The following is a 15,508-nucleotide window of genomic DNA, read 5'->3' as shown; positions in this document are numbered from 1 at the left end:
GGGTCTACACTGTGGTCAGCGCCCTTGAAGCAGCCCGGGGGACTCTTTTCTGTGCCGGGGGGACAGAGCCATGAACCGTATCCAGGGATCAACCAGCCCGCTTCGAACGCTGCGGCAGGCAGCGGCGTCCAACGATGACCGATCGCCGGCCGAGGACGTGCCGCTGTCCGATGACGCGCCGCTGATCGAGGGGATCGACCGGATTTTCGGCGGGCTCGGAGTCCGGGGCCGTGTGGTGCTGAGCCAGCTGCCCCTTTCGGTCACCCTGTTGCTGGTTGTGGTCGCTGCCGCGATCTTCAGCCCGGCAACGCTGGCGAATGACACGTTCAGGCTTGCCCTGCTGGCGCATGCCATACTGTTCGGCCTCTGCCTGGCCGTTCCCTGGGGGAGGCTCCACCCCGAAGCATTCACGCTGATTCCCGTCCTCGACTGCGTGGCCATCGGATTTACGCGGCATGCCGGCGGACCCAGCTTCAACATCCTGAGCCTGCTGCTGGTCTTCCCGGTGGTCTGGCTGTCCGTGGGCCGGCACCGCCACCGGGTTGTCCTGGCAGTCCTCGCGGCAGTGCTTAGCACCGTTGTCCCCGCCGCCGCCCTGGGATCGGACCCGGCGCAGGCTTCGATGATCCGGACCATCTTCCTGCCGCTCGTGATGGCCGCGATCGCGGTGACGGCCCACGTCGTGGCCGGCGCTCTGTACCGGCAACGCTTGACACTGGTCCGCAAGGACCGTGACGTGGCTGCAACCCTCGCCGCAAGCGTGCAACATCAGGGGTTGCTTGATGCCGTGCTTTCAACCGTTGATGTGGGTGTCTGGGTGGTGGACCAAGCCGGCCAGGACGTGCTGACTAACAGGGCGATGCGGACTGACCCTTCGTTGGCCCGGCTGACCCGCGCCGCAGGGTCTGCAAAGCTCTTTCACGGTGACAGGACCACCGTTGTGCCGCCGGAGGGGTTCCCTGCCGCGCGGGCTTCCCGAGGTGAGGCGTTCACCCATGAGCTCTACTGGGCCGGTGAGGAAACGGAGCAACGGGCCTATTCCGTCAGCGGCCGCGCCATCCGGTCCCTGGACGGGACCAACACGGGGGCCGTCGTGACCTTCGCCGAGGTGACCGCCCTGATAAACGCCCTGGCGGCCAAGGACAATTTCGTCGCCACGGTGTCCCATGAGCTGCGCACGCCGCTGACATCAATACTCGGCTACCTGGAACTGGTCCTGGACGAACCCGGCCATGAGGACATAGCGCCTGAGCTGCGGATCGTGGAACGGAACGCCGGCAATCTTCTGGGCCTGGTGAATGACCTGATTGCCGTCGCTTCTGAAAGCGTGGAGCTCGTCCTGCGGGATACGGACATCGCAGATCTCCTCGCCGCAGCCGTGGCCGCCAACCAGGCGCGGGCTGCCCTTTGCGGGGTGGCGCTGGTGCTCGACGCGGATGAACCGCTCACCGCCCGGGTGGACCCCGCCAGGATCCAGCAGGTGCTCGGCAACCTGATATCAAACGCCGTGAAGTACTCACCGGACGGCGGAAGGATCACAGCCCGTGCCCGCAGGAACGGCAAGGAACTGGTCTGCTCGATCACCGACACGGGCATCGGCATGACGGAGGAGGACCAGGAACAGGCATTTACCAAGTTTTTCCGTTCGGCCCGGTCCCGCGATACCGCCATTCCGGGAGCAGGCCTTGGCCTTCCCATCAGCAAAACCATCATCGAAGGGCACGGCGGGTCGATCGGCCTCACCAGCGCACCGGGAGAGGGCACCACCGTGACCTTCACCCTTCCCGCTGACCCGCGCTAACGCCCGGACCAGCTGTTCGGACCAGCCGTTCGGTTCAGCTGTTCTGGCGAAGCGCTTTCGCCAGGATGCCCAGTACTTCGTCGTCCACTTCCTCAACGAACTTCCGCCGTGGCGAGTGGAGGGACACGTAACCCTTGCGCATCTGGATCTCGACGCCGAACATCTCCCAGGACACGGCGTACTGCGCGTAGCCCGTGATCCCGTGTTCGTCCCGCATCCAGTCCCGGAGCTCGGAGTCGTTCTTCAGCCCCGCCTCGCGCCCCCGCTCGGCCCACCATCCGGCGTCGTGGCCTGACTTGCGCAGGAGCAAAGCCTGGTTGCTGTCCACCATGGTCTGCCAGGTCTTCACAGCGTTCTTCAGATCGGTCGGCTTGCCCATGGTCAGATCCTAATGCCGCCAGCTGTTACGCGGTCCCCAAAAAGAATTTTGGGGACCGCGTAACTTTTCCGGAACCCGCAGCGATGTAAGGGGAGTGTGGACCGCGTCCGCACCGCTTGAGTGGCCGGATCCAACCTGGCCGTTACTGACACTGTTGTATATGTTTTCGGAGGGTTCCATGTCCTTGTTCACTGTTTTTGCCACTAGCAAGATTGCCGCGAGCGCATTGGCGGCCGGCACGCTGGCGGTCGGTGGCACCGGCGCAGCCGCATTCGCCGGAGCGCTTCCCTCTGACGTTCAGCAGAGCGCCCACGAACTGCTCGGCGCCCCCGCCCCGCACGTCGGCGGCGTTTCCGAGACCGCCTCGGCCGACGCCGACGCCAACGCAGAGGCTTCCGCCACGCCGTCCGCTTCCGCCGATGCCGCCGCTGAGAGCGACAACGCCAAGGCCGAAGCATCGGCAACCGCTGTTGGCCCGGACGCCACCGGCCCCGCCGCTTACGGCCTGTGCACCGCCTTCACCAAGGGTGGCCTGGCAGCATCCTCCACCGGTTTCGCATCGCTGGCCATTGCCGCTGACGGCGAAGCCAACATCGACAGCTACTGCGCCGACGTAGTTGCCGCTGCCAAGTCCGACAGCCACAAGGTTGACGGTGCCGGCTCGGGCGACGCCGCAGCCGACGTCAACACCCCGAAGGTCCCGGAGGTTCCGGAAGCACCGGAACTGCCCACCCAGGCAGCCGTTCCCGCCGCACCGGAACTCCCCGCCGAGGTCCCGGCCCAGCTCCCCGAGCTGCCCACCTCAGCTGGCCGTCCGTAACACAGCCGCCTATGGTGGATCGCGGGACTCCTTCGCTTTGGCAGGAGTCCCGCGGTGCAACATGCGCCAGTCCACAGCCTTCCGGAACCCGGATATGTGACCACGCTGCGTGGCATGGAGGAGCCTGACGGTGCTCGACACATTGGCAGATGAATACGTGCACACGGCCGGGGCCGACCCCGCCGTGCTGTTCACCCTTGTCTACCGAAAGTTCTCCGGCACCGTACTCGGTTACCTGAGGGCCCGCGGCGTGGATGATCCGGAGGCGGTCACCCAGGACGTTTTCCTGGCCTTCTATCCGAAGCTTGACGGCCTGACCGGCGGACTCCAAGGCGCCAAGTCGCTCATCTTCTCAATCGCCCACGCCCGCATGGTGGACCACTACCGCCGCAACGAGCGCACACCGGTCCTCAGTCCTTATGAGTCAGACCTCGACGGACGAAGTTCTGCCTCGGCAGAGGAACTGGCGCTCGCAAAGGTTGATGGCGGAGGTGCCGGAGCCCTCCTCGAAGGACTAAGCCCGGACCACCAGGAAGTGCTTGCACTCAGGGTGGTCGCGGACCTCTCCGTGGAACAGGCCGCTGACGTCATGGGCAGGACTCCGGGAGCAGTCAAACAGTTGCATCGCCGGGCGCTCAGCGCCCTCAGGGAACGCGCCTTAATAGGAAGCCAGGCACATCATGAGTGACATCTCCTCATCCCGGGACCAGCGGATCATCGACGAACTGCTGGCCGACGCTGGCATAGACGACGACGGCGAACTTCGCCCCGTGCTGCTGGAACTGCGTGCCCTGGCTGCCGACAGCCCCAGTCCATCCGCAGCGGTGGAGGCGCTGATGGCACCGGCCGCCATGCTTGCAGCAGCCCCCACTGCGTCCGCCGCATCCGCCAGCGCCGAGTCAACCGCGCCAGCCATTTCCGCCGCCGTTGCATCCGCCGCCCCCACCACCGTCGACGAACTTGCCGCCCGACGCCGGCGCAAAAGCCGCCTTCCGCTCACAGCCCTCACCGTCGCAGCGGCCCTGGCCGCAGGGGGCGCCGCCGCGGCGGCCTCGGATGAAAACTTCCGCCACACCCTGGGCAACGTCGGTCATGCCGTGACGTTCATCGTGGGGACCATGACGCCCGGCGCCGGGGGGAAGACTCCCGCCCAGCCCGCGCCGGATACCGGTGGAACAGTGCCTGGAACGCCCGCGCCTGCACCGACGTCACCGGCCCCATCCCCGGCGGACGGCGGATCAGTCCCCGGCGGGCAGGCCGGCGGGGGCACCCCCGCCGATCCCGCCACACCCTCACCAGGCGCATCCGGGACCCCCGGACTTACGCTGCCCGCAAAACCCGATCCACGGAATCCGGGCTCTATTCCGGGGCATGGCCAGTTGCCCACCGTGAAGCCGCTTCAGTCTCCTCCGGTGAGCCCCGACCCGTCCGGCCTGGTTCCCACGCCACCCGTTGAAGTGCCGACTCCCGAACTGCCCAGTCCGCAGCCGGGCCGCTAGCCACCCAGTCAGCGTGGATCCACGTTGATCCACGCTGACGCTGCGGGCTAGTATCCGCTGGCCGCGGTCTTCACCATCTCTCCTGCCGGGCTGACCAGATACCAGACGTCGTTGACGCCTTGGCCGGTGATGTCCCCGGCGGCCTTGTCCTGGACGTAGTAGTACACGGGAAGCCCGTTGATGGTGACCTGCTTCTTACCTTCCGGCGTCGCGATGGTTTCCACCGTTCCGGTCACGCCGTCAACTGCCGGTGAGTCCGATTCCGTAAGGACCGGCGGCCATGCCGCTATGCAGCCGCCCGTGCACGCACTGGTACCGGAGTCCTTGACGTCCTTGGTGAAAAAATAGACGCTCATGCCGTTGGCATCCACCACGATCTGGCCGGCACCGGATGATGCCGTCTTCAGCTCCGCCGCGCCCGCGGGGACCGGGGACGACGCTGGCGCGGACGTTTCGGCAGGGGCGGAGGCCGACGTCGTTCCTCCCGCAGTAGTGGGAGTCGTTTCGGTGCCGCCGCCACAGGCGGTGAGAAGCACGGCCAGCGCCACAGCTGACAGCCCTGCGCCCAGTTGCTTTTTCATGTCCAGCTCCTTGGATTCGTGCCGGCCAAAACGGTGGGGTCCGGCGCTATCCGGTACGACGTACTTGGGCGGAGAATGGTTCACAGCGGCCGCTCCCTGAACCGTTTGCGCCGCGGCGGCGTCGTAACAGGGGACGGCGGGCGTTCGGCCTGCCGCAGCAGCACGAGGCAGCACACACAATGCAGGGCACCATCAAAACAGCGGGAGGGCCGCGGATGCCGCTCGATGAAGACGTCGTGGCAGCGATCTACCGCGAGCACGGCGCGGCCCTGCGGCGCTTTGTGCTGAGCGCCTCCCGCGATCCGCAACTGGCGGACGACGTGGTTCAGGAGACCGTGCTCCGCGTCTGGCAACAGGCTCCGGAGATTACCGGCAGCCTGCGGAGCTACCTCTTCCGCACTGCCCGGAACATTATGATCGATAACTACCGAAAGGCCCAGCGTCGTCCCATCGAGGCGACAGAGCGGGACGTGGCGGATCCGGCGGAAGCCAGCGAACGGGTTGACGAGCTGCTCAACCGCGTCCTGATGGAGGAAGCCCTGCTGCGGCTAAGCACCGAACACCGGGACGTCCTTGTGGCCCTGCACTACCGCCGCTGCACTGTTACGGAAACGGCCGTGGAGCTCAACATCCCTGCCGGGACAGTGAAGTCCCGCGCGTTCTACGCGGTGCGGGCGCTGCGGACCATCCTTGATGAAATGGGGGTGCAGCGGTGAGCGGCGCGGAAATGCACAAATTGTTGGGGGCATACCTGCTGGGCGGGCTGGAGCCGGCTGAAGCGTCGCGCTTCGAACAGCACCTGACCGCGTGCGCGGACTGCCGCCGCGAGCTGGACGAACTCGCCAGCCTGCCGGCGCTGCTGGACGCCCTACCTGTTGCCGACGCCGTCGCCCTCACGGGCACCGCCTCCGCGGCGCCGGCAACCCCGGGGACCGGCAATGCGGAGGGCAACGGCCTCCCCGCAACCGCCGCCACGCCCGCGGAAGCCACCCCTGCGGGAGCCACATCGTTGGGGGACGTGGCTCCCGCGGGGGACCCCGCCGGCCTGCTGGACGAGCTGGCGGTGCGGCGGCGGAAATCCCGACGGCGGTGGACGGCGTTCGTCGGGGCGGTGGCGGCCGCGTGCCTGGCGCTGGGAGTCCTGGCCTCTCCGCTGTTCAACCAGCCGCCGAAGCCGGACGCGAGCTATTCGGTGGAGGCACCGGGCGGGCTGCAGGTCCAGCTGGCCCTGATGCGGAAGGCGTGGGGGACCGAAGTCTCGTTCACGGGGACGAGCCTGCCCACCCAGGGAACTTTGTCCCTGTGGGTCAAAGGCCAGGACGGCACCGAGGACCGCGCCTGCAGCTGGTCCGCCACGCCCGGCGGCCGCTCCAGGATCACCGGCGCAACGCCCACCCAGATCGGCCGGATCAGCAGCGTGGAACTGCGTAACGAGGGGCAGCAGACAGTGGCTGTCATTTCCATGGTGGACGGCACATCCGGCGCCCATTGACGCGGTCCGTACCCGGTGGGACGCTGGGCACATGGTCCGCGGCAGGACCGGGCGTTTCGCCCGGATTCAGCCCTTCGGCATCGACAGGGTGGCAGCCGCCGTCGGTGGTGATCCCGACGTGCTCCGGATGGAAAACCTGGACACCGACATCGCGCCGCCGCCGTCGGCCATCATCGCCACCCGCGAAGCGGTGGGAGACAAAGCCGCCAACAGCTGGCTGCCCTTCACCGGGATGCTGGCCCTCCGCCAGGCGGTGGCACACCGGCTCCGGCAGCAAACAGGGCTCTCCTACGATCCGCGCTCCGAGGTGGTGATCACCGGCGGAGCGCTGGCGGGAATGCTCAGCGTCCTCCTGGCCACCGTGGACCACGGGGACGAAGTAATACTCACTGATCCCACCTACGCGGGAATGATCAACCGCGTCCGGCTTGCCGGGGCTGTGCCGGTATTCGTCCCGCTGATGGTGTCCGGCGGGCGCTGGCGCCTGGACCCGGGGCGGCTGGCAGCCGCGGTCTCCGCCCGGACCCGCGCCATCCTGCTGATGAGCCCGTCCATGCCCTCCGGCCACGTGTTCAACGACGCCGAGTGGGGCGCCGTCCGCGACGCCTGCCAGCACGCGGACTGCTGGCTGCTGTACGACGCCGCCATGGACCGGATCCTGTTCGACGGACTGCCGCACCGCCATCCGGCGTCGTTCCCCGAGCTGGCGCACCGCACCATCACCCTGGGCGGCGTGTCCAAGAACTACCGCATGATCGGCTGGCGCGTGGGCTGGGTGGCGGGTCCCCCGGAGGTCATGGGGGATATTGCCCTCGCCGCGATCTACAACACCGCGGTGGCCAGCGGCTTCGGCCAGGCAGGTGTCCTCGCCGCGCTGACCACCGCCGACGACGGCATCGCCGGTGCCGTGCGGGAGTGGGAGTCGCGCCGGGACCTGGTTGCCAGTGAACTGGCCGGGCTTCCCATCGTGATACCCGAGGGCGGCTGGTCCCTGCTGCTCGATGCCGAGGCGCTGGGGATGCGGGCGCCGGAACTGTCCCGGCGGCTCCTCGAAGCGGGCCGGATCGCCGCGACGCCCATGACGGCGTGGGGCCAGGACGTGGCCCCGCGGTACGTGCGGCTGGTCTACGCCACCGAACCGATGGACCGGCTGCACGGCATCGGGGCGCGCGTCCGGGCCGCCCTCGAGGACTCCGAGCGCGTGCTCAGGCGTTGAGGGCGCGGAACTCCGCCACGAGCTGCGGGTCCTCGCAGGCCCGGGCGAAGGCTTCGATGCGTTTTTCGATCTCGCGTCCCAGCAACCAGCCGCCGATCCGCTCCGCCACGGGCCGCAGCCACGCCGGCCGGCAGGAAAAGGTGTACTTCCAGACTGCGCGGGTGCCGCCGTCGGCCGGGGTGAACCGCCACCCGCCGCCAAAGTTGCCGAAGAACCACGGACCGGAGACCATGGTCATGCCCACATTCCGGGGCGGCGCGTAGGAGACGTATTCGCTCACCATCACCAGCCCCATCTTCGAGACCGTGCGGGTGCGGACGCCCTTGCCGGCGGCCCGGGCGCCGTCCAACCAGCCCTGGGCCGAAATGAAGGGATCCCATTTCAGCCGGAAGTCGCCGGTGGTCTGCGAGAACGCAAAGGCAGTTTCCGGATCGAGTCGGATGAAGCGTTCGGCGCGTACCTGGGGCATGCGTCCACCCTAGCCCGGAGGGCACGGACGGCTCACATTTTGGCCAGTTTTGCCCGTGCCACTTGGAACACGCCATAGGCAATCAGGCCGATGCCGACGGCGGCCAGCAGGTACAGCCCGAACGGCTGGTCCCGCAGGGCCTTCAGGCCGCCGTCGAGCCCGGTGGATTCCTCCGGGTGCGCCCGGACGGTTGCTATGACAATCAGCAGGCCCACCAAGAGGAGGGCAAAGCCCTTCGCAAGGTAGCCCACCACGCCCAGCACACTTACGGCGGTGCGCTGCGTGCCCGGTGCAGGCATCCTGAGGTGCTTTTCGAACGATTTGCGGATGCCGCGGATGCCGTACACAATTCCGGTGATCGCTACGGCTGCGCCAATGACGATCAGCAGCGCAACACCGCCCGGGGCCCTCATCAGGGCAACGGTGAAGTCGCTGGTGGTCTGGCTGTTGTCCCTGCCGCTCCCGATGGCGAACGAGGCAAGCGTGACGGCGAAGGCGGCGAAAACCATGGCCTGCCCGGCAGCCTTGAGCTTGCGGAGGGTTTTTTCGCGTTTCGGCAGGTTGCTGTAGTCGAAAACTGCGTCGCTGGCCTGCCAGATGGCCAGAGCCACACAGGCGGCGAAGCTGCTCCACAGCAGGAGGGGCCCGGCTGGCTGGCTGGCAAGCTCCTGCACGGCACCGCTGACATCCGCGTGGCCCTGCCCGCCCATGGCAAGGCGGATGGCGATGGAACCCACCAGGAAATGAAGGAGGCCGCTCACGGCGAACCCGGCGCGGGCCATGAGCTCCATCGGCCGCGAATTGGTGACTTCCTCAGCCGTACCGGCGGCCGATCTCAGTTCTTTTTTAATGTCCGGTTCCTCGCGCAGTTCTCGTGGCCGCGGGCTTGTCCCGCCGTGGTGTTAAAGGCCAATCGTGCCACGGGAACCGGATCCGGAACAGCTCCCTTTCCGGCAGCTTTTCCGGTGTCCCCTCCGGCACCGTGCACGCTGGACAGGGACCCCGCGGGGCCGTATGGGGAGTGATGCCCATGGCGCGCCCCGTAGTGACATGGCACGATGTGGACCAGCCGCCACCCTCGCAACGGCACCATTCTCTGGGGAGACACCATGACCTTTTACGGTGCTGACGTCAGTCAGCTTCGCGCCTTGGCCAAAGCCGCAGACAAGGCTGCGTCGCTGCTCAGCACCAGTGCTTCCTCGCTGCAGAGCCAGATTCTTGCCGCTCCCTGGAAGGGCAGCGACGGGGAGCGATTCCGGCAGGAATGGACGGGCAGCCACCGCCCGAGCCTGGAGCGGGTGGTGGCAAGCCTCCGGCAGAACTCCAAGGTCCTGCTGCAGCATGCCGCGGAGCAGGAAAAATCCTCGGAGGCCGGCTCGGGCGGCACGGGTGCGGGGCCGGGCGGGCTTGCCGGGCTTTTCGAGCAGATGAAGAACTGGGTGCAGGAAAAGCTGGAGGCCGCCCGAGAGGCCGCCGAGCACCGCGCCGACCTCCAGGACCAACTGGACAAGATGTCCGGAGCCAGCCCCGAAGAACAGGCCAAATGGTGGGACAGCCTCTCCTCGGCGGACAGGAAGTACCTGATCGAGGGGGAGGGCCCTGACGGTCCGCTGGCCAAGGACCTGATGGCCATGGACGGCGGGATCCCCGAGTCCGCACAGGACCTGGCCCGGAAGCACCTGCTGGAGCTGGCCAAGGAGGACATTCCCGTCTATACGGAGACGGGCAAGGCGTCCATTGAGGCCCGCGTCCTCTGGGTCCACGGCGGCGCCGAGGTGGGCACCGAAGTGGTGGAAAACGCGGACGGCTCGGCCACTGTGAAGGTGTACGGCAACATGGGCCTGGGCGTGAACGACGCCACGGGGTCCGCCGGTGCCACGCTCACGGGCGAAGTGGCCCGCGAGTACACGTTCGACAGCGTCGAAGAGGCCATGGCTGCCCGCAACCAGATGTACGAGGACCTTCCGCCGGACAGCGTGGGCGAGATCAAGGACGTGGCCGGAAACCCGCCGGACTACATCCTGGACACCCTGAACGAGGCGGCCTCGGATAACGGCTCCAGCGGCCACGAGGACAAAGCCAAGGGATCGTTGAGCCTGGAGGCGGGGGCGGAGTCCACCGATGCCGCCGGTTCCGCGAAGCTGGAACTGGCCTATGAGAAGAACCTGACCGACGGGACCGCCAAGGGCAGCGTGGAGGTTTCCGCCGAGGGCAACCTGGACCTGGACGGGCGGACGTTCGAGGCCTCCGGCAAGGGCGGGCTGGAGCTCAACATGGACAAGGACAACAACATCAGTTCGGTGTCGCTGTCCATGGAGGGCACTGTGGCGCAGGGCGTCAAGGAAGGCATGGACGTCAAGGCGGGCAACATCGAATCCAGCGTGAGGGCAGGTACCCAGGGCTCGGTTAAGATCGACATCGATTACACGCCGGAGAACAGCGCCTTGATCGACAGCTACATGAAGAACGTGGCCCTGGGGAACAATGGGGCAGCCGCCCAGGACGCCGCCAGGCTCTACGAGGCGGGCTCGGCCACCGTCCAGGTGAACAGTGTGGTCACGGCGTCCAACGAGGCCGGATTCGACATCAAGGCCGGCGAGGTCAAGGTCAGCACGGAGAACCAGGTCACCACCAACGTCAGCACGTACCAGAAGGTTCCGAACGACACGAAGCTGTCCCGGCTGTAATTCCGCCGCCTGCCCATAAACGCCCCCTTCCCAACAAAATTGCGTTACCGCTGAAGGAGCAACCACCAGCCATGACAGTTCACATCGAATCCCCGCTCGGTTTCACGGCGGACTTCCCCGACCACACCCTGGTCCTGGACGACTCCACCGCCGGTCCCAACACAGAGCAGTACGGGCTGCTGGGGGACATCCTGGTCACGGTCATCACGGATGACGCCTCCGTTGAGGGCCCGGCCCAGGCCAACGGCTGGGCACACCTGATGGCAAGCCATTATCTTGACGAGCGCGGCGGAAACCTGCTGACCGAGGGCGAACTGAACCTTCCCGGCAAAGCCGCGTACGCCGTCGTCGTCGGTTATGACGATGCGCGGGGCGACGCGAAAGCGGCCGCCACGGTGGGGGTATGGGAAAAGGGCCGTTTCATTGGCGTGGTGGTCATCTGGCCGTACGTTGACCCCCAGCTCGAGCCGCGGATCGGCCTGCTCAAAGACGTGGTCGGCGCCATCCGCGTGAACTGACGCCCTGCTTAGCCGAAGGTGAACCAGGGCCCGGCAACGCCGGCCCACGTCCAGAGGCCGCCCGTCAGGTTGAACGCGGTGAACGCCAGGCCAAGCAGCCCGGTAATCCGCCCGGCGCTCATCCGGCCCGACCGCTTGATGGCCACGATTCCCGTAATGACCGAGGTCAGGACCAGCCCCGCCAGGATGCCCACCAGGACAATGAGCATGACCCAGTACCCGCTGGTGTCCCGCACGGGGACGTTGGCCAGGAGGGGTTCGGCGGCGGCCACGATGAACGTGGACAGGCTGAACATGGCCGCAACCGGTGCCAGCACGGCGGACGTCAGGCAGGTGATGCCGGCCGCCAGCCCGCGCGAATCAGCGGATCGGCGCTGCGGAGTCGCGGGCTGTACGGAGGCCATGCTGCATCATAGCCGCCGATAGCACAGATCGAAGATGAGGCGACCGGCCTCGTGGGCCTTGTTTTCGAAACTCGTCCGGATGCGCCCCTCGAACCGCGGTGCCCAGCCGCCGGTCTCGTCCACGCCCTCGTTCGGGCCCGTGTGTTCGGTGCTGACCGGGGCGCGGCCCTCCTTGACGGGCGCGCCGCCAACCAGGGACTCGACGCCAGACTGCCACACCTGGGTGAGGGGGCTTTCGGGGCCCCTGCGCTCGCCGTCGTGCAGGTTCACGAAGTCGGCGGAGCCGGCCATGACATCGCGGACGTGCACCGCGTAGTTGGACCAGTCCGTGGCTACGCGGAACAGGCCGCCGGGTTTGAGCGCCGTGGCAACGAGCGCGGCGAACTCGGGCTGGATCAGGCGGCGCTTGTGGTGGCGGGATTTGTGCCAGGGGTCGGGGAAGAAGACCCAGACCTCGCTGACGGACCCCGCCGGCAGCATGGTGGCCAGCACCTCCGGCGCGTTGGCCTCGACCACGCGGACGTTGCTGAGCTTGCGGCTGTTGATCTTGATCATGGTGTTGGCCAGGCCCGGGGTGTAGACCTCCACGGCCAGGAAGTCCCAGTCCGGGTTCTCCTCGGCAGCATGGCAGACGGCGTCGCCCAGGCCCGAACCGATCTCCACGATCAGGGGCGCCGTGCGGCCGAACTCCGCCTCGGCGTCGAAGACATATTCCGGGTGCACGGAGGTGTTGGCGATGTGCCGCGGGACGTCAACCGCCCAGCGGTCCGAGTGCTCCTCCCAGGCCAGCTGCCGGCGTCCCTGCAGGCGGGTTCCGCGGCGCACGAAGCTGACGGGCCGGCCGCCGTAGGTCCCGAAGGAGGCCTGGCTGCCGGGGGTCACCGGGCGGGCTGCCTGCGGCTGTTCCGGAGCGGCATCCGGCGACGGGGCAGACTCCGGTCCTGCTTCCGGCGTCTGCGCGTGCGTCGGGTCGGGGGTTTCTGGGGATTCACTCATCATTTCCAGAATAGTGGACACCATCAGGGAAGCCGGGCCGGCCGGCCGGCCCGGCGCCTGAGCCGGCCGGAGCGGGGACGGGCGCGGTCAGAACAAAATCATGAAATCGCCGTTCCGGAGCACCAGCGCCATTGCGGCGGCCACTTGCAGTCCGGAGATCCACAGGCTGGCGGCGGCGGCCGTCCAGCTGTTTGACCCGGGCGGGGATCCCCGGACTGCAGCGACGCCCAAAGACACCGCCAACAGTCCAAATATCATCGGGAGGCTCCACAGGACCAGCGGGGCAACCCACGTCAGCGAACCAGGGCCTTCAGCAGGCCTCGTAAACAGTGCCGTCAAGAGGCTGATCGGGGCGGTTACGATCATGCTCGCGGGCGCAATGAGACTAAAAACCAGGCTGGTGATGCCTGCACCATTGCCGCTGCCACGCCGTGGCTGGGCGGACGATGACCCAGCAGGTGAAACGTTCGGTTGCGGAAAGCTCATGGTTCCTCCTGTGCCGGATATGCGGGTCCTGTGGCGCCAGGACGTGGTCAGCCCAGACTAGGGACGGCCGGGCGGGGCCGCAGCCGGGATTCGGCCCTATGTGGATAACTCCTGCGAGAATGGGCCGGTGACCGAAGCCAACAACGCAGCCGCGAACGCAGCCCCGAAAACAACAGCGCCCGGCCGCGTCCGCAGGGACGCTTCCGGCACTCTGGTGGACGCCGAAGTCGACGAGCTGCCCGCCGCCGAGCCCACCCGCGTCAGCGGACCCCGCGGGCTGATCTACCTCGCCGTGTGCCTGGTGCTGATCGGGCTGAACCTGCGGACGGTGTTCTCCAGTTTCGCGGCGGTCCTGCCGGAAATACGGTCCGACGCCGGCCTGCCGGGCTGGGCGGTGGTGGTCCTCACTACCGTGCCGGTGACCCTGCTGGGAGTGTTCGCCCCGCTGGCGCCGGTACTCGCCCGGCGTTTCGGCGCCGAGCGCGTGCTGCTGGGGGCCATGGCCGTGCTTACCGCTGGCCTGCTGCTCCGCCCGGTTGAACTGCCGGGCGCCGGCCACCTGCCCGCGCTGCTTGCCGGAACAGCGGCCTGTGGCGCCGCCATTGCCCTCTGCAACGTGCTGCTGCCGGGGCTGGTGAAACGCGACTTCCCGCACCGGCTGGGGCTGATGGGCGGGCTGTACACCACCGCCATCTGCGCCTCGGCCGCCCTGGGCGCCGGCTTCACGTACCCGGTGTTCGCCGCGTCGGGGGAGTGGACAGCGGCGCTGTGGTTCTGGGCGCTGCCCGCCGCCGTCGTACTTTTCCTGTTCCTGCCGCTGGCCGTCCGGCAGCGGCACCCGCGGCACCAGGCCGTTGCCGACGGCGTCAATGTGTGGCGTTCGCCGGTCGCCTGGCAGGTCACCATCTTCATGGTGCTGCAGGCCATGATGTCCTTCAGCGTGTTTGCCTGGCTGGCACCCATCCTGCGCGAGCGCGGAGTGGACGGCGGGACGGCCGGGCTGATCGTCTCCGCCTCCATCGTGCTGCAGATGCTGGGGTCCCTCTTCGCGCCGGCGCTGGCCGCAAGGTTCCGCGACCAGCGGGCGATCAACACAGTGGTGGCGCTGATGACCGGCGGCGGCTTCGCGCTGAGCATTTTCGGTCCGCTCGACTTCATCTGGGTCTGGACCGGGCTGCTGGGCCTCGGGCAGGGCAGCCTGACCGCGGTGGCGCTGACGATGATCATGCTGCGGACAAGGGACGGGCATACGGCCGCCCACCTGTCGGGCATGATGCAGGGCGTGGGCTACGGCCTCGGTTCCACGGGCACGCTAATGGTCGGGCAGCTGCACCAGGCCACCGGCTCCTTCGCCGCGGCCGGCGCGCTGTTCCTGGTGGTGGGGGCGCTCGCCGCCGTGTTCGGATTCAAGGCGGGACGGGACCGTTTCATCGGCGGGTGACGCTCGACGGCGGGTAGTCCGCGGGAACACCAGAGGCACCTGCCGGGGAGTTCCGGCAGGTGCCTCTGGTGTTTTGGTGCGCTGGTTCAGTCCTTCGGGATCCGTCCCTGGCTGACTTATTCCTTGCCTAGGCCGGCGGCGCTGACCTTGTCCCCGCCGGTTTCGGCGGTGACGCTGTTCAGGGCGGTGAGGTCGAAGATGCCGTTGATGTCCGCCTGCTTGGTGGTGCCGGCGTCCACACCGTCCTGCAGCAGCTTCTTGTAGGCACCGGCCAGCGGGTCCACCGAGAAGACGATGTTCTTCAGCGACCGCTCAATGACGTCAGGCTTCAGCTCGGCACCGGACGCGTCCTTCAGGGCAGCGTTGATGATGGTGGATTTCTCGTCCGCAGCAGCGGAGTTGAGCCACTTCACGGACTCGGCGTGGCCCTTCAGGAGGGCTTTGACGGTGTCCGGGTGGTCGGCGGCGAACTTCTTGTTCACGATCAGGATGGTGGTGGGGAACTCGCCGGGCTTTCCGGTCAGCGACCCGTCCCACAGGTCCTTCTCATCGACCAGGACCTTCGCACCGGCCTGCAGCACCAGCCGGGAGGCCCAGGGCTCGGGCAGCCACGCGCCGTCGAGCTTGCCGTCCTGGAACAGCTTCAGCGTCTGCGCGTTCTCGGTCGGGTTGATCGCCACATCGCCGCTGCCGTCGGTGTTGGTCTTGTAGCCCTGCCC

At 67.6% G+C, this 15,508-nt stretch carries 18 protein-coding genes; 10 read left to right on the top strand and 8 right to left on the bottom strand.

Annotated elements, in window-relative coordinates; translation table 11 throughout:
- Positions 1 to 70: 70 nt before the first annotated feature.
- Positions 71 to 1,801, top strand: a complete 1,731-nt coding sequence (locus tag CXQ91_RS15070; RefSeq protein WP_104174717.1) for a cell wall metabolism sensor histidine kinase WalK — start codon at positions 71 to 73, stop codon at positions 1,799 to 1,801.
- Between the two features lie 34 nt (positions 1,802 to 1,835).
- On the opposite strand, the gene CXQ91_RS15065 is transcribed toward CXQ91_RS15070, so the two are convergent.
- Positions 1,836 to 2,180, bottom strand: coding sequence for a hypothetical protein (locus CXQ91_RS15065; protein ID WP_258074012.1), 345 nt, complete (start codon positions 2,178 to 2,180; stop codon positions 1,836 to 1,838).
- A 178-nt stretch (positions 2,181 to 2,358) separates the two neighbouring features.
- Between CXQ91_RS15065 and CXQ91_RS15060 the strand changes: the two genes are divergently transcribed.
- The 3 genes from CXQ91_RS15060 to CXQ91_RS15050 all read left to right on the top strand — a co-directional run bounded on the left by CXQ91_RS15060 (position 2,359) and on the right by CXQ91_RS15050 (position 4,499).
- On the top strand, positions 2,359 to 3,000 hold the full coding sequence (locus CXQ91_RS15060) for a protein tyrosine phosphatase (protein ID WP_104174830.1): 642 nt from the start codon (positions 2,359 to 2,361) through the stop codon (positions 2,998 to 3,000).
- Positions 3,001 to 3,130: 130 nt separating this feature from the next.
- Positions 3,131 to 3,688, top strand: a complete 558-nt coding sequence (locus CXQ91_RS15055; protein WP_104174716.1) for an RNA polymerase sigma factor — start codon at positions 3,131 to 3,133, stop codon at positions 3,686 to 3,688.
- A complete protein-coding gene (locus tag CXQ91_RS15050) occupies positions 3,681 to 4,499 on the top strand; it encodes a hypothetical protein (RefSeq protein ID WP_104174715.1) in 819 nt (272 codons plus the stop codon). Before CXQ91_RS15055 ends, CXQ91_RS15050 begins: the two co-directional genes overlap by 8 nt.
- Before the next feature lie 47 nt (positions 4,500 to 4,546).
- On the opposite strand, the gene CXQ91_RS15045 is transcribed toward CXQ91_RS15050, so the two are convergent.
- Positions 4,547 to 5,080: a hypothetical protein gene (locus tag CXQ91_RS15045; RefSeq protein WP_104174714.1), complete on the bottom strand. Its 534-nt coding sequence runs from the start codon at positions 5,078 to 5,080 to the stop codon at positions 4,547 to 4,549.
- A 215-nt stretch (positions 5,081 to 5,295) separates the two neighbouring features.
- On the opposite strand from CXQ91_RS15045, the gene CXQ91_RS15040 reads away from it, so the two are divergent.
- The 3 genes from CXQ91_RS15040 to CXQ91_RS15030 are packed head-to-tail and all read left to right on the top strand — an operon-like array spanning position 5,296 to position 7,788.
- Positions 5,296 to 5,796, top strand: a complete 501-nt coding sequence (locus tag CXQ91_RS15040) for a sigma-70 family RNA polymerase sigma factor (RefSeq protein WP_104174829.1) — start codon at positions 5,296 to 5,298, stop codon at positions 5,794 to 5,796.
- On the top strand, positions 5,793 to 6,572 hold the full coding sequence (locus CXQ91_RS15035) for an anti-sigma factor (protein WP_104174713.1): 780 nt from the start codon (positions 5,793 to 5,795) through the stop codon (positions 6,570 to 6,572). The genes CXQ91_RS15040 and CXQ91_RS15035 overlap by 4 nt, the downstream gene beginning before the upstream one ends.
- A 31-nt stretch (positions 6,573 to 6,603) precedes the next feature.
- Positions 6,604 to 7,788, top strand: a complete 1,185-nt coding sequence (locus tag CXQ91_RS15030) for a pyridoxal phosphate-dependent aminotransferase (RefSeq protein WP_104174712.1) — start codon at positions 6,604 to 6,606, stop codon at positions 7,786 to 7,788.
- Here CXQ91_RS15030 and CXQ91_RS15025 read toward each other — a convergent pair.
- Together CXQ91_RS15025 and CXQ91_RS15020 are read right to left on the bottom strand one after the other, a co-directional pair.
- Entirely contained in the window at positions 7,778 to 8,257 is a 480-nt protein-coding gene (locus CXQ91_RS15025; RefSeq protein WP_104174711.1) for an SRPBCC family protein, read from the bottom strand. The two genes, CXQ91_RS15030 and CXQ91_RS15025, sit on opposite strands and share 11 nt — an antisense overlap.
- 32 nt (positions 8,258 to 8,289) lie before the next feature.
- Positions 8,290 to 9,048: a DUF1206 domain-containing protein gene (locus CXQ91_RS15020; RefSeq protein ID WP_104174710.1), complete on the bottom strand. Its 759-nt coding sequence runs from the start codon at positions 9,046 to 9,048 to the stop codon at positions 8,290 to 8,292.
- A 318-nt stretch (positions 9,049 to 9,366) separates the two neighbouring features.
- On the opposite strand from CXQ91_RS15020, the gene CXQ91_RS15015 reads away from it, so the two are divergent.
- Both CXQ91_RS15015 and CXQ91_RS15010 read left to right on the top strand, forming a co-directional pair.
- On the top strand, positions 9,367 to 10,944 hold the full coding sequence (locus CXQ91_RS15015) for a hypothetical protein (protein WP_104174828.1): 1,578 nt from the start codon (positions 9,367 to 9,369) through the stop codon (positions 10,942 to 10,944).
- Between the two features lie 71 nt (positions 10,945 to 11,015).
- Positions 11,016 to 11,462: a hypothetical protein gene (locus CXQ91_RS15010; RefSeq protein WP_104174709.1), complete on the top strand. Its 447-nt coding sequence runs from the start codon at positions 11,016 to 11,018 to the stop codon at positions 11,460 to 11,462.
- Between the two features lie 8 nt (positions 11,463 to 11,470).
- Here CXQ91_RS15010 and CXQ91_RS15005 read toward each other — a convergent pair whose 3' ends face one another.
- The 3 genes from CXQ91_RS15005 to CXQ91_RS24510 form a co-directional block, all read right to left on the bottom strand.
- Positions 11,471 to 11,866, bottom strand: a complete 396-nt coding sequence (locus tag CXQ91_RS15005) for a hypothetical protein (RefSeq protein ID WP_104174708.1) — start codon at positions 11,864 to 11,866, stop codon at positions 11,471 to 11,473.
- Positions 11,867 to 11,872: 6 nt separating this feature from the next.
- Positions 11,873 to 12,862, bottom strand: coding sequence for a tRNA (guanosine(46)-N7)-methyltransferase TrmB (gene trmB / locus CXQ91_RS15000; RefSeq protein ID WP_258074011.1), 990 nt, complete (start codon positions 12,860 to 12,862; stop codon positions 11,873 to 11,875).
- A gap of 87 nt (positions 12,863 to 12,949) precedes the next feature.
- Positions 12,950 to 13,348, bottom strand: a complete 399-nt coding sequence (locus tag CXQ91_RS24510; protein WP_146072348.1) for a hypothetical protein — start codon at positions 13,346 to 13,348, stop codon at positions 12,950 to 12,952.
- Positions 13,349 to 13,475: 127 nt separating this feature from the next.
- On the opposite strand from CXQ91_RS24510, the gene CXQ91_RS14995 reads away from it, so the two are divergent.
- Positions 13,476 to 14,789 (top strand): MFS transporter, encoded by a 1,314-nt coding sequence (locus CXQ91_RS14995; protein ID WP_374953664.1) that lies wholly within the window; start codon positions 13,476 to 13,478, stop codon positions 14,787 to 14,789.
- Between the two features lie 116 nt (positions 14,790 to 14,905).
- On the opposite strand, the gene CXQ91_RS14990 is transcribed toward CXQ91_RS14995, so the two are convergent.
- On the bottom strand, positions 14,906 to 15,508 hold a 603-nt coding region (locus tag CXQ91_RS14990), incomplete at its 5' end, for an ABC transporter substrate-binding protein (protein ID WP_181038902.1).

Origin of the sequence: Arthrobacter sp. Y81, assembly GCF_002929335.1 — a bacterium.
In the GTDB taxonomy this organism is placed as follows: domain Bacteria; phylum Actinomycetota; class Actinomycetes; order Actinomycetales; family Micrococcaceae; genus Arthrobacter.
The sequence above is the reverse complement of the archived record's forward strand: the minus strand, read 5'-3'. Positions and strand labels throughout refer to the sequence as shown.

What these genes read in the sequence shown, in the direction of transcription:
- CXQ91_RS15070 (WP_104174717.1), top strand. Translation starts at nt 71, where the DNA reads ATGAACCGTATCCAGGGATCAACCAGCCCGCTTCGAACGCTGCGGCAG.
- CXQ91_RS15065 (WP_258074012.1), bottom strand. Translation starts at nt 2,180, where the DNA reads ATGGGCAAGCCGACCGATCTGAAGAACGCTGTGAAGACCTGGCAGACC.
- CXQ91_RS15060 (WP_104174830.1), top strand. Translation starts at nt 2,359, where the DNA reads ATGTCCTTGTTCACTGTTTTTGCCACTAGCAAGATTGCCGCGAGCGCA.
- CXQ91_RS15050 (WP_104174715.1), top strand. Translation starts at nt 3,681, where the DNA reads ATGAGTGACATCTCCTCATCCCGGGACCAGCGGATCATCGACGAACTG.
- CXQ91_RS15045 (WP_104174714.1), bottom strand. Translation starts at nt 5,080, where the DNA reads ATGAAAAAGCAACTGGGCGCAGGGCTGTCAGCTGTGGCGCTGGCCGTG.
- CXQ91_RS15040 (WP_104174829.1), top strand. Translation starts at nt 5,296, where the DNA reads ATGCCGCTCGATGAAGACGTCGTGGCAGCGATCTACCGCGAGCACGGC.
- CXQ91_RS15030 (WP_104174712.1), top strand. Translation starts at nt 6,604, where the DNA reads ATGGTCCGCGGCAGGACCGGGCGTTTCGCCCGGATTCAGCCCTTCGGC.
- CXQ91_RS15025 (WP_104174711.1), bottom strand. Translation starts at nt 8,257, where the DNA reads ATGCCCCAGGTACGCGCCGAACGCTTCATCCGACTCGATCCGGAAACT.
- CXQ91_RS15020 (WP_104174710.1), bottom strand. Translation starts at nt 9,048, where the DNA reads ATGGAGCTCATGGCCCGCGCCGGGTTCGCCGTGAGCGGCCTCCTTCAT.
- CXQ91_RS15015 (WP_104174828.1), top strand. Translation starts at nt 9,367, where the DNA reads ATGACCTTTTACGGTGCTGACGTCAGTCAGCTTCGCGCCTTGGCCAAA.
- CXQ91_RS15010 (WP_104174709.1), top strand. Translation starts at nt 11,016, where the DNA reads ATGACAGTTCACATCGAATCCCCGCTCGGTTTCACGGCGGACTTCCCC.
- CXQ91_RS15005 (WP_104174708.1), bottom strand. Translation starts at nt 11,866, where the DNA reads ATGGCCTCCGTACAGCCCGCGACTCCGCAGCGCCGATCCGCTGATTCG.
- trmB (WP_258074011.1), bottom strand. Translation starts at nt 12,862, where the DNA reads ATGAGTGAATCCCCAGAAACCCCCGACCCGACGCACGCGCAGACGCCG.
- CXQ91_RS24510 (WP_146072348.1), bottom strand. Translation starts at nt 13,348, where the DNA reads ATGAGCTTTCCGCAACCGAACGTTTCACCTGCTGGGTCATCGTCCGCC.